This is a genomic window from Kitasatospora sp. NPDC058162 (assembly GCF_042884005.1).
Lineage (GTDB): Bacteria > Actinomycetota > Actinomycetes > Streptomycetales > Streptomycetaceae > Kitasatospora.
In genome coordinates, this window is record NZ_JBHVUS010000006.1 from 164,931 (window position 1) to 185,431 (window position 20,501).

Below are 20,501 nucleotides of genomic sequence, written 5' to 3' on the forward strand. Positions count from 1 at the left end.
CCGGTTCCGACCATGGAGCTGTGGCTGCTGAACCACCTGTCCACCGCCTGGCTCGGTCTGCTGGTGGTCGGCGGGTCCGTCCTGCTGGCGCTGGCCGGGAGCGTCCTGGTCAGCCGCTGGTCCCCGGCCCTCGCCCGGGGCGGGAACAACGACATGGTCGGCGTGGTGCTCGGCATCTTCGGCGCGATCTACGGCCTCATCCTGGCCTTCGTCATCGTCAACCTGTGGACCGAGCTGCAGGACACCCAGAAGGTGGTCTCCGCCGAGGCCACCGCGGTCTCGCAGATCGCCCGCGACGCCGCCGCCTTCCCGCCCGGGCCGCAGGACGCCGTCACCGCGTCGGTCGGCGGCTACGTGCACGTCGTGGTCGAGCGGCAGTGGCCGCTGATGAAGGCCGGCCGCGGCGAGTTCACGGCCACCGGCACGGAGGTCGACGCGATGTACCGGGCGCTGCTCGGGTACGAGCCGCAGTCGCAGTCCGAGCAGGCCTTCTACGCGAAGGCGCTCGACAGCCTCAACGAGGTGGCCGGCCGGCGCCGGGACCGGATCAACGCGAGCGGCTCCGAACTGCCCGTCCTGCTCCAGGTGCTGATCGTCGGCGGAGCGGTGGCGATCGTGCTGCTGTCCCTGCTGTACGGCGTCCCCGCCCGGCGGGCGCGGCTACTGTTCGTCGGCTCGGTGGCCGCGCTGATCGGTTTCAGCCTGCTGCTCGTCCTGGTGCTGGACCGGCCGTTCGCCGGGGAGCTCAGCATCTCGCCGGAGCCGTTCCGGCAGAGCGCCCTCGCCCGGTTCTGGTGACCCGGCGCAGGCCTCCGACCTCGTAGACTCTCGGCCATGACCACGCCCGACCCCGCCGCAGCGGACCGGCTCGCCCGGATCGTCAGCCTCTCCTCCGGCAGCTACCTGCTCGTCACCACCTACAAGAAGGACGGCACCCCGGTGCCGACCCCGGTGTGGGTGGTCCGGGACGGGGAGGCGCTCGGCGTCTGGACCGTCATGGACTCCTGGAAGGTCAAGCGGATCCGCAACCGGGCCGACGTCCTGGTCGGCCCCTGCGACGTCAAGGGCCGACCGACCGGCGAGCAGTACCCGGCCACCGCCGAACTCCTCACCCCCGAGCGCACCGCCGCCTACCGCACCCTGCTGCGGCAGAAGTACGGGCTGCTCGGCGTGCTCACCCTGCTCGGCAGCCGGCTGCGGCGCGGCGAGCGCGGCACCATCGGCATCCGGATCACCCTGACGGACTGATGCCCCCGCGGCCTCAGGGGTGCGGGTCCGCCAGCACGCTCGGCAGGCCGACGAACTCCGACTCCGGGCCGAAGCGCTCCTCCAGCGCGTCCGGAGTCCAGCACCTCGCCGTCGTCCATCGGCACCGGCGGGCGGTCGGCCAGGTCGTTCAGCGAGACCAGGCAGCCCAGGGTGTTGTGGGCGACCTGCGCGTGCGGCGCGGCCGCCAGGAACTCGTTCATCGCCCCGCACTCGTCCGCCTCGACGTGCCCGAAGGTCACCCAGCGCAGCCGCTCCAGCGGCACCACCCGGCTGATCGCCTCCGAGACGGCCGGGAAGAGCTGCCGCATCCCGGTGTGGAAGATCAGCGGTTCCTCGGCGTCGACCAGGAACTGGTTGAAGTTGACATCCTCCCCGCCCTAAAGGACGGGGATTCCTCCCGCGCCTGCGGCACGGACACCCGTGGTCCGCAGGTCGCCGAGGTGGGTTCCCCGTTCAGCGGGCCGTGCCTGGCGTGGGATCGCCACGCCAGGTCTTGCCAGCCCTCCAGGGGCGTTTAGCCTGTCCGCCTGCCCGGCGGCCAGAATATTGCGAGCAGCGTTGAGGTCACGGTCATGGAGCACACCGCACGCCTGACAGGCCCACTCGCGCACCGCGAGCGGCTTGGGTCCGTCGCGGTGTCCGCACTCCGAGCAGAGCTGGGAGGACGGGAACGCGCGGTCCACGATGCCGACGTGCCGCCCGTACCGGGCTGCTTTTTCTTCGAGCAGACGCCGGAAGGTGGACCATCCGGCGTCGTGGACGGACTTGGCCAGCCGGCCCCTCGCGAGGCCGCGCACGTTGAGGTCCTCCAGGTACACCGCTTGTGTCTCGCGGATGATCCTGGTGGTCTGCTTGTGCAGCCAGTCCATGCGGGTGCCGGCCACCTTGGCGTGCGCCTTGGCGACCTTGAGACGGGCCTTCGCCCGGTTCTTCGAGCCCTTGGCCTTGCGGGACAGTTCCCGCTGCGCGGCCTTGAGCTTCTTCTCCGCTGTGCGGAGGAAGCGGGGGTTGTCGATCACGCTGCCGTCGGAGAGGACGGCGTAGGTGGTGAGCCCGAGGTCGATACCGACCTCGGCATCGACCTCGGGCAGGTGGTCCGGTTCGACGTCCACCACGAAGCTGGCGTGGTACCGCCCGGACGGGTCCAGCACGATCGTCACGGACGACGGATCGGCGGGCAGTGCCCGCGACCACTTCACCCGCACGTCGCCGATCTTCGCCAGGTTCAGCTTCCCGTTGGACCGGATGCGGAACCCGTTGCGGGTGAAGCGCAGTGACTGTCGGCCATCACGCTTCGACTTGAACCGGGGCAAACCGACCGACCGGCCGACGCGCTTGCCGGACACCGAGTCGAAGAAGTTCCGGTAAGCCGTGTCCGGGTCCCGCAGGGACTGGATCAGCGGATCCACACCCACCGAGGCCAGCCACGCCCTCTCGGCGGTCCTCTTCGCCGCCGTGATCACCAGCTTCTGAAGATCCGTGCTCTTGGGATACGGACGCCCGCCCTTCCGGGCTTCCATCCGCACCGCGAGAGCGTCGTTGTACACCACCCGCGCACACCCGAACGTCCGAGCCAGCAAGGAGCGCTGACCCGCCGTCGGATAGACACGATAGGAGTACCGAAGATGCACCAGACCAACCTACCGACAGGCACTGACAACGGCCCACGTCCGAACACCCGAAGATCACTGCGGCGCTTCGCGGCTCCGGGCCAAGCCCCCATTCCTCCCCGGCCTGAAGGCCGGAGCATCCTGGGAGATCAAAGGTGAAGCCGGCGGGCGGGGCGATCTCCGGGACGTGGGTCGAGACCCGGGTGAACGCCGGCGCCCTTTATCGGAGTCAGCCGGTGCTGGTGAAGCGGCGGCGGTACTCGGTGGGGGTGGTGCCCAGGTGCCGGGCGAAGGCGCGGCGGAGGGTCTCGTCGCTGCCCAGGCCGCTGCGGCGGGCGGCGGCGGTGACGCCGTGTCCGTCGAGGAGGAGCTGCTGGGCGCGGTCCAGCCGGACGCGCTCGACCCAGCGGGCGGGGGTGGTGTGCAGTTCGGCCTGGAAGAGCCGGGTCAGGTGGCGGCTGCTGACGGCGGCGGTGGCGGCCATCGCGGGCAGGCTGTGGTCGGCGGCCGGGTCGGCGAGGACGGCGTCGGTGAGGGTGCGCAGCAGCTCGCTGCGGGCGGGCGGGGTAGCCAGCGCGGTGGAGAACTGGGACTGGCCGCCGGGGCGCTGCATGAAGACGACGAGTTCACGGGCGATGGACCGGGCGGTGTCGGCGCCGTGGTCGTGTTCGACCAGGGCGAGGGCGAGGTCGATGCCCGCGCTGATGCCCGCGCTGGTGTGGTAGCGCCCGTCGCGCACGTGCAGGGCGTCGGGTTCGACCCGGACGCGGGGGTGGCGCAGTCCGAGCGCCCGGGCGTGGCGCCAGTGGGTGGTGGCGCGGCGGCCGTCGAGCAGGCCGAGCGCGGCGAGGACGAACGCCCCGCTGCACACCGAGGCGACCCGCTCCGCCCGTTCGGCGAGGCCGGCCGCGGCGGCGAGCAGCGGCTCGTCGGGCCCTTCGGCGGCGAGGTGGTCGGCGCCGGCGACCACCAGGGTGTCCAGCGGGCCGGTGGACTCCGGTGCGGCGGTGGCGGCCAGGGCCACGCCGTTGGAGGCGGTGACGGTGCCGCCGAGCGGGGAGACCAGCGCGGCCCGGTACGGGTGGCCGAGCCGACCGGCCTGGTGGAAGACCTCCAGCGGGCCGCTGACGTCGAGCAGGGTCACGCCGTCGAACACGAGGAAGGCGACCCGCCGCGTCATGTCCGGATCCGAGGGATTGCTGTCTGTACGGACATGGCTCCAGCCTACGCCGCCGGGCGAGGGTGGAGGAGTCCACCGATCGACTCCCGATCGACTCCCGGAGGAGAGAACCACGATGAGCGAGACCGTCGCCGGCGTACGGATCCCCGACAGCGCCCTGGCCCGTGAGGCGACCGAACTGGTCCGGGACGCGGCCTCCCCGCTGCTGTTCGACCACTCGCGCCGGGTGTTCCTGTTCGGGGCGCTGCGCGGCGCCGAGCAGGGCCTGGCCTTCGACCCCGAGCTGCTGTACGTGGGGGCGATGTTCCACGACCTCGGCCTGACCGAGCGCTTCGCCCGCACCGACCAGCGGTTCGAGATCGACGGCGCCGACGAGGCCCGCCGCTTCCTGACCGCCCACGGCATCGCCGAGGAGCCCGCCCAGCGGGTCTGGACGGCCGTCGCCCTGCACACCACGCCGGAGGTCCCGCTGCACATGGCGCCGGAGATCGCCCTGGTCACCCGGGGTGTGGAGCTGGACGTCCTGGGGCTCGGCTACCACGCCGTCAGCGCCGAGCAGCGCGCGGCCGTCACCGCCGCCCACCCCCGGCCCGACTTCAAGAACCGCATCCTGGCCGCGTTCACGGAGGGCCTGCGGAACCGTCCGGACACCGCCTTCGGCAACGTCAAGGCCGACGTCCTGGCGCACTTCGTGCCCGGCTTCGAGCGCGGCGACTTCGTCGAGGTGATCCTGGGCTCCGACTGGCCGGAGTGACCGGCTCGACCGGCATGACCGGCATGACCGGAGTGACCGCCCGGCCGTGGCAGGCTTGGCGGTCATGGAGTCCATGGAGTCCTTGGAGAAGAGCGGGCCGCCGCTGCTGGTGGTGGACGGCGCGAACGTGGTCGGGTCCGTCCCGGACGGCTGGTGGCGGGACCGGCGCGGGGCCGCCGAGCGGCTGCGGGACGCCTTGGTCGCGGTCGCCACGCAGGGCCTGCCGGAGCGGCCCGGGCCGCTGGAGGTGGTGCTGGTGGTCGAGGGCGCGGCCCGCGGCGTGACCGGGCTACCGGAGGTCCGGGTGGTGTCGGCGGAGGGCAGCGGGGACGACCGGATCGTCGAGCTGATCCGGGAGGCCCGCGCCGGGGCTCCGGCGCGGGCCTGCCTGGTGGTCACCGCCGACCGTGAACTGCGCTCCCGGGTGGGCGCGTTGGGCGCCGAGGTCACGGGCCCGCGCAGCGTCCGGCGCTGAACCGGGGGCCGACGGCCCGTCCCGCTCCTACCGCTCCTGGGCGACGAACCGACTGAGGAGCTCGTGCAGTTGGCCCCGCTGCTCGGCGTCCAGGACCACCAGCAGTTCCGCCATGGCACCGCGGAACAGTTCTCCCGCCTCGTGGAGGCTCCGCTCGCCCTCCGCCGTGATCAGGATCCCGTAGGCCCGACGGTCGTTCGGGGTGCGTTCGCGCCGCAGCAGGCCCCGGCGTTCCAGGTCGTCGACGATCCGCACCAGGGTGGACTTGTCGATGCCGAGCACCTCGCCCAACTCCCGCTGGCTGCGCGCCTTTCCGTCCCGGACCGCGGTGAGCACGCCGGCGTGCTGCAGCTCGATGCCGGTGGGCCGGGCGGCCTGGTTGGCCTTGGCGCGGGCGAGTTGGTGGGCGCGGTACATCAGCAGTCCGAGGGCGGCCGGATCGCCCGGTTGTGTTTCCATGGGCCCGATGCTAGCTTCCGAGAAAGTCTCACATGAGATAATCTCAACTCGGGGTTGCATCATGCGTGTTCTGATCATCGGCACCGGCCTCGCCGGCCCCTGCCTCGCCCACGGCCTGCGCCGCCACGGCCACGACGTACGGCTCTTCGAACGGGACGCCGCCGTCGACGCCCGCAGCCAGGGCTACCGGATCCACATCAACGGCGACGGCGCCGCCGCTCTGCGCGCGTGGCTGCCCGCCGAGGCCTACGCCCAGGCTCTCGCCACCGCCTGCGCCGCGACCGCCGGGGTCAGCGTGACCGGCCCCGACCTGCGGGAGGTCACCGAGATCGAGCTGCCGCCGGGAGCCGCGGGCATCACCGTCGACCGGCTCACCCTGCGCCGGATCATGCTGCGCGGCCTGGCCGACGCGACCCGCTTCGGCGCGGGCTTCGCCCGCTACGAGCTGCCGGCGGACGGCACCGTACGGCTCTTCCTCACCGACGGCTCCACCGCCGAGGGCGACCTGCTGGTGGCCGCGGACGGGGCCAACTCCGCCGTCCGGCGCCAGCTGCTGCCGGACTTCCGGGTCACCGTGCACGGCAGTCGGATGATCTACGGCCGCACCCCGCTGACCGACCTCGTCCGGCAGCTGACACCCCCGGCCGCCCTCGCGGGCTTCCTGGGCGTGACCGGCCCGGACGGGCGCCAACTCGCCCTGGCCGCCCAGCACTTCCGCCGCGACCCGGCCGAGTTCGGGCTGCCGTCGGCCGCCGACTACGTCATGTGGGGCCTGACCGCGCCGGCCGCGCTCTTCGGGCACCCCGGACCGGAGTTCTTCCGGCTCGGCGCCGCCGAACTGCTCGCGCTGGCGGAACGGGCCGTCGCCGACTGGCACCCGTCCCTGGGCGCACTGATCCGGCTCGGGGAACCCGGGTACGTGGTACCCGGGGCCATCCAGAGCTCCGAGCGCCCCGAACCGTGGCCGCCGGTGCCCGTGACCCTCGTCGGCGACGCGGCCCACCCGATGGCCCCGGTCGGGATCAGCGCCGGAGTCGCCCTCCACGAGGCCGGGCTGCTCGCCTCCCGGCTGCTCCCGGACGCGCCCCTGCCCGACGCCGTCCGCTCGTACCAGGCGGAGATGCTCGACTACGGCTTCGCCGCGGTCGCCACCGCCACCCGCCACCACGGCGGCGACCGGTCGGGGTGAGCGCACGGCTCGGGGCCGGGGCGTGGAAGCGGCTCAGTCGGTCGGCGAGTCGACCGGCGGGCGGATCTGGAGGGCGTTGATGCCCCAGTGGATCGACGGGTCCGAGGTGTGCGCGGTGAACTGGAAGTCCCGGCCCGGACGGGCGGGGACCCGGACGGAGCCGACGCCGACCGAGTCCACCGGGCACTGCACCGTGAAGTCCGCCGGGGCCTGGCCGCCGACGTGCACCTGCACCGAACCACCGCCCTGGCAGCCGACGGTGACGTCGATCGGCAGCGTCTCGATCGCCGAGGCGGTCACCGCGCTGCCGTTCCCGATCCACTCCGGGATCGAGAAGATGGTGTCCTCGTCCGGGCTCGGCGGCAGAATCCGGCCCGTCCCCGGGTGGCCGAACGGCTCGCCCGGGCCCGATCCGTCGGTCGGCTGCGCCGACGCCGTCCCGAGCAGCGTCACCGACACCCCCAGCACCCCGGCCGCCACGGCCAGCGCGCGCGTCTTCGTCGGGCTCGTCGTCTTCATCGTCATCCCCCCGGATGTCCGTCATCCGTGCCGGTCTTCGGCACACGAATGATCGTACGACGCCCGGACGACAGTGGTCGGCGGATCGTGACGAGCGCCACCCCCGGACTCGTCGGCCGCACGGGAACCAACCGTTCCGGCCGTCCGACTGGTGGGGGGTGAAGCCGAAATCGCCGGGTGCCCGGCCGTTGAGTGTGCTGGCGGGGTTCGCCCTGCTGCTGGTGGTGGTGTTCGTGGTCTCCTACGCGGTGGGGCGGCAGGCGGGGCCGGTGGCCCCGGGGCTGACGCCGAGCCGGGGCGGCGGGACCTCGCCCGGCATGGACGGGCACAACATGGGCGGGATGCGGTGAGCCCGGTCGCGGGGACGGACACCGGGGAGCTGGTGTCCACCGATCTGGCGGTCGGCGGGATGACCTGCGCGGCCTGTGTGGGCCGGGTGGAGAAGCGGCTGGGCCGGATCGACGGGGTGACGGCCGGGGTGAACCTGGCGACCGGCCGGGCCCGGGTGCTGCATCCGGCCGGGGTGTCCGTGGACGAGCTGGTCACGGCCGTCGAACGGGCCGGGTACACCGCCGAGTTGGCGGCGTCCGGAGTGCTCGGCGGGTTGCCGGAGGAGGAACCGGACGAGCGGTGGCGACTGCTGGTCACCGCCCTGCTGGCCGTCCCGGTGCTGGCCCTGTCGATGGTGCCCGCGCTCCAGTTCACCGCCTGGCAGTGGGTGTGCTTCGCGCTGGCCGTGCCGGTGGTGACCTGGGGTTCGGCGGGCTTCCACCGGCGGGCCCTGCAAGGGCTGCGGCATGCCGCCGCGACCATGGACACCCTGGTCAGCCTGGGGGTGGCGGCCTCCTTCGGCTGGTCCGCGTACGCGCTGTTCCTCGGCGGGGCCGGGGAGTTGGGCATGCGGATGCCGTTCTCGCTGACCGCCGACGGCGGCGGCGCGGCGCACGTGTACCTGGAGGCGGCGGTCGGCGTGCCGCTGTTCGTGCTGGCCGGGCGGCTGCTGGAGGGCCGGGTGCGCCGGCGCAGCGGCTCCGCGCTGCGGGCACTGGCCGAGCTGGGCGCCAAGCAGGTGTGCGTCCGGGCGGAGGACGGCGAGGAGCGCCTGATCCCCGTCGAACTGCTGCTGCCCGGGCAGGAGTTCGTGGTGCGGCCGGGCGAGCGGGTGGCCACCGACGGGGTCGTGGTGGAGGGCGGTTCGGCGCTCGACCTGAGCCTGCTGACCGGGGAGAGCGTACCGGTGGAGGTCGGCCCCGGGGACGCCGTGGCCGGGGCCACGGTGAACGTCGGCGGCGCACTGGTGGTACGGGCCACCGCGGTCGGCGCGGACACCCAACTGGCCAGGATCACCGCCCTGGTGGCCGACGCCCAGGCCGGCAAGGCGCGGGCGCAGCGGCTGGCGGACGCGGTGGCCGGGGTGTTCGTGCCCTGCGTGCTGGCGGTCGCCGTCTGCGTGCTCGGCTTCTGGCTGGGCGCGGGCGCGGCCCCGCAGGCGGCGGTGACGGCGGCGGTCGCCGTCCTGGTGGTGGCCTGCCCGTGCGCGCTGGGCCTGGCCACCCCGACCGCGCTGCTGGCGGCCACCGGGCGCGGCGCCGAACTGGGCGTACTGGTGCGCGGACCGGAGGTGCTGGAGAGCCTGCGCCGGGTGGACACCGTCGTGGTCGACAAGACCGGCACGCTGACCACCGGCCGGATGGAACTGGCGGCGGTGACGGTGGCCGAGGGGCTCGCCGAGGAGGAGGTGCTGCGGCTGGTCGGCGCGGTCGAGCACCGCTCGGAGCACCCGATCGGACGGGCCGTGGCGGCCGCCGCCCGGGAGCGGTGCGGGGCCCTGCCGCCGGTGGACGGCTTCGCCGCCGCGACCGGCCTCGGGGTGTCCGGGACGGTCGAGGGCCGCCCGGTCCGGGCCGTCCGGCCGGACGGCGCCGCGCTGCCCCCGGACCTCGCCGGGGCGGTCACCGCGGCCGGCACGGCGGGCCGCACCGCCGTCCTGGTGGAGCTGGACGGACGGGCCGCGGCCGTACTGGCCGTCGGCGACACCCTGCGCTCCGGCAGTTGGCGGGCACTCCACCGGCTGCGCGGGATGGGCCTGGAGACCGTCCTGCTGACCGGCGACGGCCCCGGCGCGGCCGGGGCCGTCGCCGCCGAGCTGGGCATCGAGCGGGTGCACGACTCGGCCTCGCCCGAGCGCAAGGCCGAGGTGGTGGCCGAACTGCGCGCCGCCGGACGGACGGTGGCGGTGGTCGGGGACGGCGTCAACGACGCGGTCGCGCTGGCCTCGGCCGACCTCGGGGTGGCCCTGGCCTCCGGCTCCGACGCCGCGATCGGCGCCGCCGGGCTGACCCTGGTGCGCGGCGACATCGAGGCGGTGGTGGACGCCGTGCGGCTGGCCCGGCAGACCCTCGCCACCATCCGGGCCAACCTGCTCTGGGCCTTCGGCTACAACCTGGTGCTGATCCCGCTGGCGGCCGTCGGGCTGCTGAACCCGATGCTGGCGGCGGTCGCGATGTCGCTCAGCTCCCTGCTGGTGGTGGGCAACAGCCTGCGGCTGCGCACCTGGGAGCCGGGGCGCGGGCGGACGAACGGCGGCCGGATGAAGGGCGGACGGGCCAGGGGCGGACGGGCGAAGGGCGGCCTGCGGTGAGGATATCCAGGACGCTCGACCGGCTCGCCGTGGTCGGCCCGCCGGTCGGCGCGGCGGCGCTCGCACTGGCCCTGCTCACCGGCTGGACGGCGGTCGGCGGAGCCGGCGTCGGCCCCCGCCCGGTGACGGCCGACAACGGGTGGGTGCTGCTGCCCACGACGGGCGCGGCCACGGCCACCGCGGCCTTCTTCACGATCCGCAACCCGGGCGACGTACCCGACGAACTGACCGGCGCCGACTGGGAGTTCGGCGGCGGGATCACCCTCAAGCGGCATCTGCACCAGGGCGCGGCGGGCCGCTGGGAGCCGGTCTCCGGCCTGCCCGTCCCCGCCCGGGGCGAACTGGCGATGTCCCCCGAGGACGCCGACCTGATGATCGCCGCCCCGCCCCCGCTGCAGGCCGGCCAGTGGGTGGGCTTCACCCTCACCTTCCGGCACAGCCCGCCGCTGCGCCTGGTCGCCCGGGTGCTGCCACCGGGCGAACGCCCGCGCTGAGCGGCGGGCCCGGCGGCGCCGCCCCGAGCCGAAGGGCGCGCCGGTGCCGAGAGGGAGAAGCGACAAGCGAGGTACGAGCGCCGGAGCGCCGACCGTCGGCACCGGGTCAGAGCGCCCGGAGGCGAGTGGGCGAGTAACGGTCACCGGTGCCGCGCCGCCGGGCCGTACCTCACCCGTGCGGGACGACCGCCACCGGCGCCTCGGCGTGGTGCAGCGCCGCGTGGGCGACCCCGCCGAGCCGGGGGCCGAACTCGACCGGGCGGCGGCGCCGGCCCACGACCACCAGCCCGGCCCCGGCGGAGGCCTCCACCAGGCCGCGCGCGGCGCCCAGCCGGACGTCCTCGACCACGTCGACCGCCGGGTGCCGCTCGCGCGGCCCGGCCAGGGCCAGCGACAGCAGCTTCGCCTCCAGCGCCTCCAACTGGTCGACCTCCCCCGCCAGTACGGCCCCGCCCGCGTAGCCGAACAGCGGCGGCAGGTCCCAGCCGTGCACCGCCCGGACCCGGGCGCCGCGCAGCGCCGCCTCGCGGAAGGCGAAGTCGAGCACCTCCTCCTCGGGGGCGTGGGCGTCCACGCCCACCACCACCTCGCCCGAAGGCCGATCGCCCTGCCCGGTCTCCCGCACCACGACCACCGGCGTGCCGCTGCGCCCGGCCACCGCCATGCTGACCGAGCCGAGCAGCAGCCCGGCGAAGCCGCCGCGTCCGCGCGAGCCGAGCACCAGCAGCTCGGCCTCCGCGGCGGCCGCCACCAGACCGTCCACCGGGGAGTCCAGCACCGCGTCGGTGTGCACGGCCAGCTCCGGGTGGCCCCGGCGGACCGCCTCGGCGGCCTCGGCCAGGGTGCGCTGGGCGGCGGCCGGCAGGTCGTCCGGCTCGGCGTAGGCGGCGACCCCGTCGGTCAGCCACGGCCAGGCGTGCACCAGTCGCAGCGACGCCCCGCGGCGCCCCGCCTCCTCGGCCGCCCACTGGGCGGCGGCGGTGCTCTCCGGCGAGCCGTCGACCCCGGCCACCACGGTTGACGTCATGACGGTTCCTCCACTGTTTCGGCACCGGGAACGGTGCGCGCTGACGCCCCGTCCGCTCTGCTCCCACCCTGTCGTCCCCCGGCGGCGCGCCGCCAGAGGCCGCAAGCCCCCCGCCCACGGGACGAAAGACCCCCGGCCGGAAGACTACGGGCGACCCCGGCCGACACCCCGCCGACACCCGGGCACTACCGTGTGGACACGGAATACCCGCTGGTCGGACGGCCCCTGGCCGGGCCTGCCGGCGAGGGGTGGCGGGGCAGGGCGCGGACGAGGAGGACAGCGGTGGGCGGAGCGGACGGCAGCGCGGCGGGTGGCGGCGCACGGATGCCCCGGCTGCGCCTGGACGAGCTGCTGGAGGAGCTCCAGTGGCGGATCGACGCGGCGCGCGGCACCCAGAACCGGGTGCACAGCCTGCTGGAGGCGGTGCTCGCGGTCGGCCGCGAGCTGGACCTCGGCCAGGCGCTGCACCGGATCGTGGAGGCCGCGGTGGACCTGGTCGACGCCCGCTACGGCGCGCTGGGCGTGATCGGGCCGGACGGGCACACCCTGTCCCAGTTCCTGACGGTCGGTCTGTCCGACGCGGAGATCGAGGAGATCGGCCCGCCGCCCTCCGGCCGGGGCATCCTCGGCGAACTGATCCGCCACCCGCAGCCGCTGCGCTGCCCGGTGCTGTCCGACCACCCCGCCTCGGTCGGCTTCCCGGCCGGCCACCCGCCGATGCACACCTTCCTGGGGGTGCCGGTGCGGATCCACGGCGAGGTGTTCGGCAACCTCTACCTCACCGACAAGCGCGGCGGGCTGGACTTCGACGAGGACGACGAGGCGGTGATCGCCACCCTGGCGGTCGCCGCCGGGGTCGCCATCGACAACGCCCGGCTGTACGAGGAGGCGCAGCTGCGCCAGCGCTGGCTTCGGGCGAGCACCGAGATCACCCGCAGCCTGCTGTCGGGCGCGCCGCGCCTGGAGGTGGTCGAACTGATCGCCCGGCGGGCCCGGGAGATCGCCGGCGCCGAGCTGGCGGACGTCTCGGTGGCGCTGGCCGGGCCGGAGGAGCGGGCCGAGGAGCTGGCGGTGGAGGTCGCGCTCGGCGCCGAGCCCGCCGCCCGGCTGGGGGTGACGGTGCCGGTGGACGGCACGCTCTCCGGCGCCGCGTACGCCTCCGGCTCGCCGGCCACCAGCGACGAACTGGCCTGCGACGCCCGCTTCCCGGCCGGCCCGGCGGGCCGCTTCGACGGGCTGGGCCCGGCCGTCGCGGTGCCGCTGGGCACCGGCCCCGGCTACGGGCGGGGCGTGCTGCTGCTGGCCCGGGCGCAGGGGCAGCCCGCCTTCGGGCCGGAGGAGACCGGCCCGCTGCTGGGCTTCGCCGACCAGGCGGCGCTCGCCCTGGAGCTGGCCGAACGGCGGCGCGACGCCGAGCAGTTGACCCTGCTGGAGGACCGCGACCGGATCGCCCGGGACTTGCACGACCTGGCCATCCAGCGGCTCTTCGCCACCGGGATGACCCTGCAGAGCGCGGGCCGGCTGATCGAGAGCCCGGCCGCCGCCGACCGGGTCGCCCGCGCGGTGGCGGACCTGGACGAGACCATCAAGATCATCCGCTCGACCATCTTCGGCCTGCGCGCCCACAGCGAACCCGACCGCGGCCTGCGCGCCCGCGCCACCCGGGTCGTCACCGAGGCCCAGGGCCCGCTCGGCTTCGCGCCCCGGCTCAGCCTGGAGGGCCTGCTGGACACCGACGTCCCGCAGGAGCTGGCCGAACACGTGGTCGCCGTCCTGGCGGAGGCGCTCAGCAACGCCGCCCGGCACGCCCGCGCCACCCGGGTCGAGGTCACCCTGCGCGCCCTGGCCGGGCGGGTGGTGCTCACCGTCGCGGACGACGGGACGGGCATCCCCGCGGGCGACCGGCGCAGCGGGCTGCGCAACCTCGCCGAGCGCGCCGAGCGGGTCGGCGGGGCCTTCACCCACGGCCCGGCGGACGGCGGGGGCGGCGGGGGCGGGGGCACCCGGCTGGTGTGGGAGGCCCCGCTCAGCCTGTGACCGGCGACGCCGTACCCGGCGCCGCACCCACCGCCGTACGGGGGAACTCCGCCGCCGCCCCAGCCCCGTAGCAACCGCACCGCCCCAGCGCGCCCCTAGCCTGCTCGCGTCCCCCGAGCGCTGCGCCGAGCTCCCGCCGCGCGGTGCGCCGAGCGTCGAGCACGAGGACGGCCGATGGCCCACGAGTCACCCGCGACCGCCACCCCGCCCCCGGGCACCGCCGAGGTGCCGTCCGCGCCGCCGCCCAGCGGGTCGGTGACGGCGCTGCGGCTCGCGGCGGCCACGGTCGGCGCGCTGCCGGCGGTGGTGCTGCGGCTGGCCGGGATCCACCCCGAGCCGGTGCCGTCCATGGTGCTGTTCGGCCTCGGTGTGCTGTCGGCGGCGCTGCTGCTGATGTGGGCGGCGGAGACCGCCCGGGCGGACATCTCCGGTCCGCTGGCGCTCGCCCTGCTGGCCTTCATCGCGGTGCTGCCCGAGTACGCCGTCGACCTCTGGTTCGCCTACACGGCCGGCACCCGCCCCGAGTACGCCGCCTACGCGGCCGCCAACATGACCGGCGCCAACCGGCTGCTGGTCGGCGTCGGCTGGCCGCTGGTCGCCCTGGCCGCCTACCTGGCGGCCCGGCGCCGCGGCGTCGTCCCGGGGATCGTCCTGCGGGAGCACCGCCGGATCGACACCTCCTTCCTGGGCGCCGCCGCGCTGGTGGCCTTCCTGATGCCGGCGATGCGGCGGATCTCCTGGGTGCTCGCGGTGGTGCTGATCGCCTGGTACGCCTACTACCTGTTCCGGATCAGCCGCTGCAGCGAGACCGACGAGGAGGAACTCGTCGGCGTCCCGGCCCGGTTGGCGCTGCTGCCGAGGGCCCGTCGACGGTCCGTCACCGTCCTGGTGTTCGTCGCGGCCGCGGCCGTCGTCTTCGCCTGCGCCGAGCCCTTCGCCACCTCGCTGGTGGACGCCGGCTCCTCGCTCGGCATCGACCGCTTCCTGCTGGTGCAGTGGCTCGCCCCGCTCGCCTCCGAGGCCCCCGAGCTGATCGTCGCCGTGGTGTTCGCCTGGCGGCTGCGCGGCGACGACGGCCTGGGCGCCCTGCTCTCCAGCAAGGTCAACCAGTGGACGCTGCTGATCGGCTGCCTGCCGCTGGCCCACCTGCTGGGCGGCGGCCCCGCCTCGCTCCCCCTGGTCGAACGCCAGGTGGACGAGGTGCTGCTGACCGCCGCCCAGACCGTCCTCGCCGTCGTCCTCCTGCTCGACCTGCGGTTCCTCCCCTGGAAGGCCGCCCTGCTGCTCGTCCTGTTCGCCGCCCAGTTCGCCCTGCCCGGCGAGTCCTCCCGGCTGGTCCTCAGCTGGGTCTACCTGGGCCTGGCGCTTCCGATGCTCGCCCTGCGGCTGCGTGAACTGCCGCCCACCGTACGGGCCCTGGCGGGTCGGATCGCGGGCGACCCGCACTGACCGGCGCACCGTCCTTACTCGAACGACCGGGCCGCCGGGAGCGATTCACAGTTCCACCACGAGGCCTTGGAAGAACACTCTCAACATCCATTGTCGCCACGCATGTTCGAAGGTAGAGTCGCCGTTCGCCGAGCACGGATGAGCAGTTCTCAGCAGTTCTCAGCGCATTTGGGGCGGGCATGTCAAATAACCACGGTTTCCCCCAGGTCGCCCCCGACCTGATTGACGTGTTCAGAGATATCGCACGTCGAAATCCCCGCCGTCCGGCGATCGTCCACCACGGACCCGCCCTGACCTACGGCCGACTCCTGGAGTCGGCGAACGCCCTGGCCACACGCCTGGGCCCGGAGCCCGGCACGGTCGCCGTGCCGGCCGTCCACGCGCCGGAAACGGTGGTCGCACTGCTCGGAGTGCTGACCGCCGGGGGCACCTATTGCCCCGTCGACCCGGCATTCCCGGCGGCCCGCCGACAAGCCATGGCAGCGGCCGCCGGGTGCCGTACCGCGGTGCCCGGAAGCTCCGGAGACCTCCTCCGACTCGCAATCCGATTAGTGGAGTTACCGGAACCGTCGAAAAACTCCGGGGACCCCCCGGGCAGCCCCCCGGCGCACCCGCCCGGGACGGCCCCGGAACAACCGGCCTACATTCTCTTCACGTCGGGTTCGACCGGGCAGCCGAAACCCGTCCTGACCCCCCGCCGGGCCGTCACGGCCACCGCCCACGCGCTGGGCGGGCTGTTCCGGCTCACCCCCGAGGACCGGGTGCTCCAGTTCGCCTCGCTCAACTGGGACACCTGCTTCGAGGAGATCCTCCCCACCCTCACCACCGGCGCGACCCTCGTCGTCCACGAGGACGCCCACAGTGGCTCCTTCCCCCGGTTCCTCCGGCTGGTCGAGCGCGAGCGGATCACCGTCCTCGACCTGCCCACCGCCTTCTGGCACGAACTGGTCCACCACCTGGTCGACTCCGGCGACCGACTGCCCTCCTGCCTGCGCCTGCTGGTGATCGGCGGGGAGCCCGCCGCGCCCGCGCGACTGGCCGACTGGGCCCGGCTGCCGACCGGCGGGATCCGGCTGCTGAACACCTACGGCTGCACCGAGACCACCCAGATCACCCACGCCGTGGACCTCGCCGGTCCGCTGGCACCCGGGCGGACCTGGGACGGCACCACCCCCGCGCCGATCGGCCGCGCCCTGCCGCACGTCGTCGAACACCTCGACGAGCAGGGCGAGTTGCTGATCGGCGGCCCGGCCCTCGCGCTCGGCTACCTCGGCCTGCCCGAGGCCACCGCGGCCCGGTTCACCACCCTCGACGGCCGACGGTTCTTCCGCACCGGCGACCGGGTGGGCCGCGACCCGGACGGCAACCTCACCCACCGGGGGCGCCTGGACGGCGAGTTGAAGGTCCGCGGGATCCGGGTGGACCCGGCCGAGGTGGAGGCGCACCTCACCGGCCACCCGGACGTCGCCGCGGCCGCCGTCACCGGCGTCACCGCGGCCGGCCGCACCACCCTGGTCGCGTACGTGGTGGCCCGCCCGCCGGCCGGCACTCACGAACCGGACCGCGACCGGCAGTTGGACCGCGAGCTACTGCGCTACCTGCGGGCGCGCCTGCCCGCCCACCTCGTGCCGGCCCGGATCACCCTGGTGCCCGCCCTGGTGCACACCCCGAGCGGCAAGGTCGACCGGGCCGGCTGCCACCTGCGCCACGCGGCTCCCCCCGACAGGTCGAAGGAGACCTCCCATGAGCACTGACCTCACCACCCCCGCCACCGCGGAGGCCCTGGCGGCCGTCTTCCGGCGCGTCCTGGAACGCGAGGACGTCACCGCCGACTCCGACTTCTTCGACCTCGGCGGGGACTCCCTGGTCGCGACCCGGGTGCTCAGCGCCGTCGCCCGCGCCCACGGCGTCGAGCTGACCTTCGAGGACTTCCTGCTCGCCCCCACCCCGGCCGGCCTGGCCAGACGCATCGCGGCCGCGGCATGAACGAGGACGACGGGCCCAGGGCCCGTCTTCAAACTCCCGTCGTCCGCCCGGAGGGCGGGCGGGGCGGCGTTGGGGTGCGTGCATCGCAAGGCGGAGGAGGGAGTCCATGCGGTGGGGGCACCTCCCAGCCGCCAGGCTGGGGGCCATCGGCGACCGACGACAACGCGGCGAGGTGCGTGCCCCGGCGCCGCCCCGCAGGCGGGAGTTTGACGACGGGCCCTAGAACCCCGGGACGCAGCGCCGTCGTGGTCGGCGCGGGCCTGGCCGGGCTCACGGCGGCCACCGGACTGGCGGCCCACGGCTTCGCCGTCACCGTCCTGGAGGCCCGGGAGCGGGTCGGCGGACGCACCCACGGCATCGAGGCCGCCCCCGGCGTCCGGATCGACGCCGGCGCCGCCTACCTCGGCGACCGGCACACCGAACTCCACGCCCTGGCAGCCGAGTTGTGCCTCAAGACCACCCCCACCACGATGCTCGGCGCCAGCCGCTTCGCCCTCACCGACGCCGACGCCGACGCCGACGAGCAACCCGCCACCTCGGACGGCCGGTTCCCCCCGCTCGACGCCGTCGCCCTCGGCGACCTCTTCGAGCGCCTGGCCGAACTCACCGACGCCGTACGGCCGGACGCCCCCTGGCTCACCCCGGACGCCGAACGGCTGGACGCCCTGACCGCCGCCGAGTGGGCCGAGCGCCACCTCACCCACCCGGACGCCCGGCTGTTCTTCCCGCTGTTCCTCGGCGAGATGTGCGCCGCCGACCCGGCCGACGTCTCCGTCCTGCACCTCGCCTTCTACCTGCGCTCCGGCGGCGGCCTGCGCTACCTCAACGCCTTCGCCGGCGGCGCCCAGCAGGACCGGATCGCCGGCGGCGCCCACCAGGTGTGCGAGCGGCTGGCCGCGCCGCTCGGCACCGCGATCCGGCTGGGCGAGCCGGTCCGGGCCGTCCACCAGGACGACCGCTCGGTGACCGTGCACACCGACCGGGGCACGTACCGGGCCGAGGTCGCGGTGCTGGCGCTGCCGCCGCTGCTCGCCGACGCGATCGAGTACCGGCCCGCCCTGCCACAGCCGCGTTCCGGGGAGCGCACCGCCCGCGGCTGCGCGGTCAAGGTCCACCTGGTCTACCCGGCGCCGCTCTGGCGCGACCACGGCCTCTCCGGCTGGTCGGTCAACGCCCGGGGCCCGCTGCTCTCCACCGTGGACGACTCGCCCGAGGACGGGATCGGCGTCCTGACCGGCTTCGTCACCGGTGCGGAGGCCCACCGCTTCGGCGCGCTCACCCCCGAACGGCAGCGCGCCGAGGCCGTCGACCAGGCCCGCCGACTGTTCCCGATGCTCCCCGAGCCGCAGGGCGTCCACATCACCGACTGGCTCGCCGACCCGTACAGCCGGGGCTGCTACGCCGCCCTGCTGGGGCCCGGCGACTGGACCCGGATCGGCCCGGCGCTGACCGCGCCGCACCGGCGGGTGCACTGGGCCGGCACCGAGACCAGCACCGCGTTCTTCGGCCTGATGGAGGGCGCGGTCCGCTCCGGCCGCCGGGTGGTCGCCGAGGTCCTCGCCCGCGGCTGAACTCCGTACCCCCACGCCCCCGCTCCTCACCCCGCACCCCTCCCCCCGAGAAGTCCAGCACCCCCCCACCACACCCCCAGGCGCCCGGCCCACGAGGCCGCGCGCCCGGCACCCCACGTCCGGAGACCGCCATGAGCGACCAGAGTCCCATCGCGCCCCTCGCCGCCCGCGAGCGACTGATGACCGAACCCGACCTCGGGGCCGGCAACTTCCTCGACCACGCGGTGGCGGCGAACCCCCACCGGTCCGTGCCGTTCGTCTTCACCCACCGCACCGACCACCGCGGCGAGGTGGTGCTGCGCGGCCACAGCCTGCTCGACCTGGTCGCCCTGCGCGACCGCTACGCCGCCTGGTACCACGCCAACGGGGTGCGCCCCGGCGAGCCGGTCGCCGTGGTGGTCGGCGAGGGGCTGGAGCCGCTGCTGCACTTCCTCGCGCTCACCTCGCTCGGCGCCGTCCCCGCGCCGGTCAACGACGCGATGCGGCACGACGTCATGGTGCGCTACCTGGACCACGTCGGCGTGGTCGGCGTGGTCGCCGACGACACCACCCGGCTCGCCGCCGCCTACCGCAGCGACCCGCAGCGCCGCCCGCGCTTCCTCGCCCTCGCCGCCGAGGTGCGCGCCTTCGACGCGGCCGCCGTCGAGCTGCCCGCCGGCCACCCGCACCGGCACGCCGCCGAGGACGTGGTGGCGCTGATCCACTCCTCCGGCACCACCGGCACCCCCAAGTCGACCATGCTGGCGCACCGCGGCTTCTGGGACGGCAAGCAGCCCCGCATGGTGCGCTTCCCCGCCGAGCCGTACGACCGGCTGATGTCGCTGATGCCGCACACCCACGCCGGCGGCCTCAGTTACTTCCTCACCGCCGTCCTGCTCGGGCTGCCGACCGTGGTGATGTCCGACTGGCGCCGGGCCGTGGTGGAGCCGGTGATGGAGGCCTTCCAGCCGACCATGGTCGCCTCCTTCCCGCGGACCTTCGTCGAACTGGCCACCGGGGAGCTGCCGGTGCGCGGCGCGGCCCGGGTGCACTCCTGGTTCAACACCGGCGACAGCGCCCACCACGGGCACATCCGCCGGCTGGTCACCCTCGGCGAGCGGCCCGCCGGACTGATCCGGCCCTGGCTGCTGCCGAGCGAGCGGGCCGAGCAACCCGCCCTGCCCGGTTCGCAGTTCATCGACGGCCTGGGCTCCTCCGAGATGGGCATGGCCCTGTTCGGGCAGGTCAGCACACCGGAGAGCGGCCGGGACGACCGCTGCGTCGGCAAGCCGCTCGAAGTGGTCCGCCGGGCCGCCGTGCTGGACCACGACGGCACCGAACTCCCGGACGGCACCGTGGGGTTGCTGGCCGTCGACACGCCGTCGCTGACCCCGGGCTACTGGCACGACGAGCGGCTGACCGCGAGCTTCGAACTGGCCGGCTACTGGCTCACCGGCGACGTCGCCCGCCGCGACACCGAGGGCCGCTTCCACCACCTCGACCGCACGGTGGACGTCATCGACACCGCCTCCGGCCCGGTCTACAGCCTGCCGATCGAGGAGGTACTGCTGGCCGACTGCGCGGACCTCGTCCGGGACTGCGCGGTCGTCGGCGTCCCGGCCGGCCCCGGCACCGGCCAACACCCCATCGCCGTCGTGCAGTTGCAGCAGGACGCGACCGAAACCGAGGCCGATGCGGTACGGGCCGCCGCCAACGCGGCACTGGCCGCGGCCGGGCTGCCCGCTCTCGCCGCCGTCCGGATCGCCCGCACGGCGGAGGACTTCCCGCTCGGCCCGACCGGCAAGGTGCTCAAGCGCGAGCTGCGCACCCGCTACGCCACCCTCCTCACCGGCCAGTAGACC

20 protein-coding genes are annotated in these 20,501 nt (G+C 74.9%); 14 read left to right on the forward strand and 6 right to left on the reverse strand.

Annotated features, from left to right (window positions below):
* Positions 1-12: 12 nt before the first annotated feature.
* A complete protein-coding gene (locus ACFVXG_RS14540) occupies positions 13-798 on the forward strand; it encodes a DUF4239 domain-containing protein (RefSeq protein ID WP_387927442.1) in 786 nt (261 codons plus the stop codon).
* 36 nt (positions 799-834) lie between these two features.
* Positions 835-1,248 carry a PPOX class F420-dependent oxidoreductase gene (locus ACFVXG_RS14545; protein ID WP_387927444.1) on the forward strand — a complete coding sequence of 138 codons (414 nt, stop codon included), beginning with the start codon at positions 835-837 and terminating at the stop codon, positions 1,246-1,248.
* On the opposite strand, the gene ACFVXG_RS14550 is transcribed toward ACFVXG_RS14545, so the two are convergent.
* The 3 genes from ACFVXG_RS14550 to ACFVXG_RS14560 all read right to left on the reverse strand — a co-directional run bounded on the left by ACFVXG_RS14550 (position 1,131) and on the right by ACFVXG_RS14560 (position 4,059).
* Entirely contained in the window at positions 1,131-1,577 is a 447-nt protein-coding gene (locus tag ACFVXG_RS14550; protein WP_387927446.1) for a hypothetical protein, read from the reverse strand. The genes ACFVXG_RS14545 and ACFVXG_RS14550 overlap by 118 nt on opposite strands.
* A gap of 69 nt (positions 1,578-1,646) precedes the next feature.
* Positions 1,647-2,900, reverse strand: coding sequence for an RNA-guided endonuclease InsQ/TnpB family protein (locus ACFVXG_RS14555; protein WP_387927448.1), 1,254 nt, complete (start codon positions 2,898-2,900; stop codon positions 1,647-1,649).
* A 208-nt stretch (positions 2,901-3,108) separates the two neighbouring features.
* On the reverse strand, positions 3,109-4,059 hold the full coding sequence (locus ACFVXG_RS14560) for a GlxA family transcriptional regulator (RefSeq protein ID WP_387927450.1): 951 nt from the start codon (positions 4,057-4,059) through the stop codon (positions 3,109-3,111).
* A 115-nt stretch (positions 4,060-4,174) separates the two neighbouring features.
* On the opposite strand from ACFVXG_RS14560, the gene ACFVXG_RS14565 reads away from it, so the two are divergent.
* Positions 4,175-4,813 carry an HD domain-containing protein gene (locus ACFVXG_RS14565; protein WP_387927452.1) on the forward strand — a complete coding sequence of 213 codons (639 nt, stop codon included), beginning with the start codon at positions 4,175-4,177 and terminating at the stop codon, positions 4,811-4,813.
* 73 nt (positions 4,814-4,886) lie between these two features.
* Positions 4,887-5,288: an NTP pyrophosphohydrolase gene (locus tag ACFVXG_RS14570; protein ID WP_387927841.1), complete on the forward strand. Its 402-nt coding sequence runs from the start codon at positions 4,887-4,889 to the stop codon at positions 5,286-5,288.
* A 27-nt stretch (positions 5,289-5,315) separates the two neighbouring features.
* On the opposite strand, the gene ACFVXG_RS14575 is transcribed toward ACFVXG_RS14570, so the two are convergent.
* Complete coding sequence (locus tag ACFVXG_RS14575; protein WP_387927454.1) at positions 5,316-5,747, reverse strand: MarR family winged helix-turn-helix transcriptional regulator; 432 nt, start codon at positions 5,745-5,747, stop codon at positions 5,316-5,318.
* A gap of 61 nt (positions 5,748-5,808) precedes the next feature.
* Between ACFVXG_RS14575 and ACFVXG_RS14580 the strand changes: the two genes are divergently transcribed.
* Positions 5,809-6,936: an FAD-dependent oxidoreductase gene (locus ACFVXG_RS14580; RefSeq protein ID WP_387927456.1), complete on the forward strand. Its 1,128-nt coding sequence runs from the start codon at positions 5,809-5,811 to the stop codon at positions 6,934-6,936.
* Between the two features lie 33 nt (positions 6,937-6,969).
* On the opposite strand, the gene ACFVXG_RS14585 is transcribed toward ACFVXG_RS14580, so the two are convergent.
* Positions 6,970-7,455, reverse strand: a complete 486-nt coding sequence (locus ACFVXG_RS14585) for a hypothetical protein (protein WP_387927458.1) — start codon at positions 7,453-7,455, stop codon at positions 6,970-6,972.
* A gap of 188 nt (positions 7,456-7,643) precedes the next feature.
* On the opposite strand from ACFVXG_RS14585, the gene ACFVXG_RS14590 reads away from it, so the two are divergent.
* The 3 genes from ACFVXG_RS14590 to ACFVXG_RS14600 are packed head-to-tail and all read left to right on the forward strand — an operon-like array spanning position 7,644 to position 10,590.
* Positions 7,644-7,805 carry a hypothetical protein gene (locus tag ACFVXG_RS14590; RefSeq protein ID WP_387927866.1) on the forward strand — a complete coding sequence of 54 codons (162 nt, stop codon included), beginning with the start codon at positions 7,644-7,646 and terminating at the stop codon, positions 7,803-7,805.
* Between the two features lie 59 nt (positions 7,806-7,864).
* Positions 7,865-10,096 (forward strand): heavy metal translocating P-type ATPase, encoded by a 2,232-nt coding sequence (locus ACFVXG_RS14595; RefSeq protein ID WP_387927843.1) that lies wholly within the window; start codon positions 7,865-7,867, stop codon positions 10,094-10,096.
* Complete coding sequence (locus ACFVXG_RS14600; protein ID WP_387927459.1) at positions 10,093-10,590, forward strand: copper chaperone PCu(A)C; 498 nt, start codon at positions 10,093-10,095, stop codon at positions 10,588-10,590. Before ACFVXG_RS14595 ends, ACFVXG_RS14600 begins: the two co-directional genes overlap by 4 nt.
* Positions 10,591-10,759: 169 nt before the next feature.
* On the opposite strand, the gene ACFVXG_RS14605 is transcribed toward ACFVXG_RS14600, so the two are convergent.
* Entirely contained in the window at positions 10,760-11,617 is an 858-nt protein-coding gene (locus ACFVXG_RS14605) for a universal stress protein (RefSeq protein WP_387927461.1), read from the reverse strand.
* 324 nt (positions 11,618-11,941) lie between these two features.
* On the opposite strand from ACFVXG_RS14605, the gene ACFVXG_RS14610 reads away from it, so the two are divergent.
* The 6 genes from ACFVXG_RS14610 (at position 11,942) to ACFVXG_RS14635 (ending at position 20,498) form a co-directional block, all read left to right on the forward strand.
* Positions 11,942-13,654 carry a GAF domain-containing protein gene (locus ACFVXG_RS14610; protein ID WP_387927844.1) on the forward strand — a complete coding sequence of 571 codons (1,713 nt, stop codon included), beginning with the start codon at positions 11,942-11,944 and terminating at the stop codon, positions 13,652-13,654.
* A gap of 174 nt (positions 13,655-13,828) precedes the next feature.
* Positions 13,829-15,103, forward strand: a complete 1,275-nt coding sequence (locus ACFVXG_RS14615) for a hypothetical protein (protein WP_387927463.1) — start codon at positions 13,829-13,831, stop codon at positions 15,101-15,103.
* Positions 15,104-15,282: 179 nt separating this feature from the next.
* On the forward strand, positions 15,283-16,857 hold the full coding sequence (locus ACFVXG_RS14620) for an AMP-binding protein (RefSeq protein WP_387927465.1): 1,575 nt from the start codon (positions 15,283-15,285) through the stop codon (positions 16,855-16,857).
* On the forward strand, positions 16,847-17,089 hold the full coding sequence (locus tag ACFVXG_RS14625) for a phosphopantetheine-binding protein (RefSeq protein ID WP_387927467.1): 243 nt from the start codon (positions 16,847-16,849) through the stop codon (positions 17,087-17,089). Before ACFVXG_RS14620 ends, ACFVXG_RS14625 begins: the two co-directional genes overlap by 11 nt.
* Positions 17,090-17,295: 206 nt before the next feature.
* Positions 17,296-18,660 carry a flavin monoamine oxidase family protein gene (locus ACFVXG_RS14630; RefSeq protein ID WP_387927469.1) on the forward strand — a complete coding sequence of 455 codons (1,365 nt, stop codon included), beginning with the start codon at positions 17,296-17,298 and terminating at the stop codon, positions 18,658-18,660.
* Between the two features lie 131 nt (positions 18,661-18,791).
* On the forward strand, positions 18,792-20,498 hold the full coding sequence (locus tag ACFVXG_RS14635; protein WP_387927471.1) for a class I adenylate-forming enzyme family protein: 1,707 nt from the start codon (positions 18,792-18,794) through the stop codon (positions 20,496-20,498).
* Positions 20,499-20,501 lie beyond the last annotated feature (3 nt).

Excerpts from the sequence above, each read along its gene's own strand:
- ACFVXG_RS14540 (WP_387927442.1), top strand. The coding sequence starts at position 13 with ATGGAGCTGTGGCTGCTGAACCACCTGTCCACCGCCTGGCTCGGTCTG.
- ACFVXG_RS14545 (WP_387927444.1), top strand. The coding sequence starts at position 835 with ATGACCACGCCCGACCCCGCCGCAGCGGACCGGCTCGCCCGGATCGTC.
- ACFVXG_RS14550 (WP_387927446.1), bottom strand. The coding sequence starts at position 1,577 with ATGCGGCAGCTCTTCCCGGCCGTCTCGGAGGCGATCAGCCGGGTGGTG.
- ACFVXG_RS14560 (WP_387927450.1), bottom strand. The coding sequence starts at position 4,059 with ATGACGCGGCGGGTCGCCTTCCTCGTGTTCGACGGCGTGACCCTGCTC.
- ACFVXG_RS14565 (WP_387927452.1), top strand. The coding sequence starts at position 4,175 with ATGAGCGAGACCGTCGCCGGCGTACGGATCCCCGACAGCGCCCTGGCC.
- ACFVXG_RS14570 (WP_387927841.1), top strand. The coding sequence starts at position 4,887 with ATGGAGTCCTTGGAGAAGAGCGGGCCGCCGCTGCTGGTGGTGGACGGC.
- ACFVXG_RS14575 (WP_387927454.1), bottom strand. The coding sequence starts at position 5,747 with ATGGAAACACAACCGGGCGATCCGGCCGCCCTCGGACTGCTGATGTAC.
- ACFVXG_RS14580 (WP_387927456.1), top strand. The coding sequence starts at position 5,809 with ATGCGTGTTCTGATCATCGGCACCGGCCTCGCCGGCCCCTGCCTCGCC.
- ACFVXG_RS14585 (WP_387927458.1), bottom strand. The coding sequence starts at position 7,455 with ATGAAGACGACGAGCCCGACGAAGACGCGCGCGCTGGCCGTGGCGGCC.
- ACFVXG_RS14595 (WP_387927843.1), top strand. The coding sequence starts at position 7,865 with ATGACCTGCGCGGCCTGTGTGGGCCGGGTGGAGAAGCGGCTGGGCCGG.
- ACFVXG_RS14605 (WP_387927461.1), bottom strand. The coding sequence starts at position 11,617 with ATGACGTCAACCGTGGTGGCCGGGGTCGACGGCTCGCCGGAGAGCACC.
- ACFVXG_RS14610 (WP_387927844.1), top strand. The coding sequence starts at position 11,942 with ATGCCCCGGCTGCGCCTGGACGAGCTGCTGGAGGAGCTCCAGTGGCGG.
- ACFVXG_RS14615 (WP_387927463.1), top strand. The coding sequence starts at position 13,829 with ATGGCCCACGAGTCACCCGCGACCGCCACCCCGCCCCCGGGCACCGCC.
- ACFVXG_RS14620 (WP_387927465.1), top strand. The coding sequence starts at position 15,283 with ATGTCAAATAACCACGGTTTCCCCCAGGTCGCCCCCGACCTGATTGAC.
- ACFVXG_RS14625 (WP_387927467.1), top strand. The coding sequence starts at position 16,847 with ATGAGCACTGACCTCACCACCCCCGCCACCGCGGAGGCCCTGGCGGCC.
- ACFVXG_RS14635 (WP_387927471.1), top strand. The coding sequence starts at position 18,792 with ATGAGCGACCAGAGTCCCATCGCGCCCCTCGCCGCCCGCGAGCGACTG.